The following is a 237-nucleotide window of genomic DNA, read 5'->3' on the forward strand; positions in this document are numbered from 1 at the left end:
CCCCAGAAAGGCGAGCAGTTCGAGCTCGGCGTGAAGGGCGCAGCCTTCTGGAAGCGGCTGTTCTACACAATGGCGCTCTTCGAAATGACCCAGACCACCGTCATCGCCGCGGATCCGAACAACCCGAGTTTCTCGGCGCCCCCAGGCGAGATGAACGTGCGCTGCGTGGAGCTGAACGTCTCAGCGCAGGTAACGAAACGGCTGAGCCTGATCGGCGCGTTTACGTATCATGACTCC

Annotated in this window: 1 protein-coding gene; it reads left to right on the forward strand. The window is 61.2% G+C overall.

Features of this window, described 5'->3' with window-relative positions:
* A partial coding sequence (locus ACTFO6_RS19760; RefSeq protein WP_439935992.1) for a TonB-dependent receptor domain-containing protein occupies positions 1-237 on the forward strand: 237 nt, incomplete at both ends.

Source organism: Pelomicrobium sp. G1 (assembly GCF_051905455.1).
Taxonomy (GTDB): Bacteria; Pseudomonadota; Gammaproteobacteria; order Burkholderiales; family UBA6910; genus Pelomicrobium.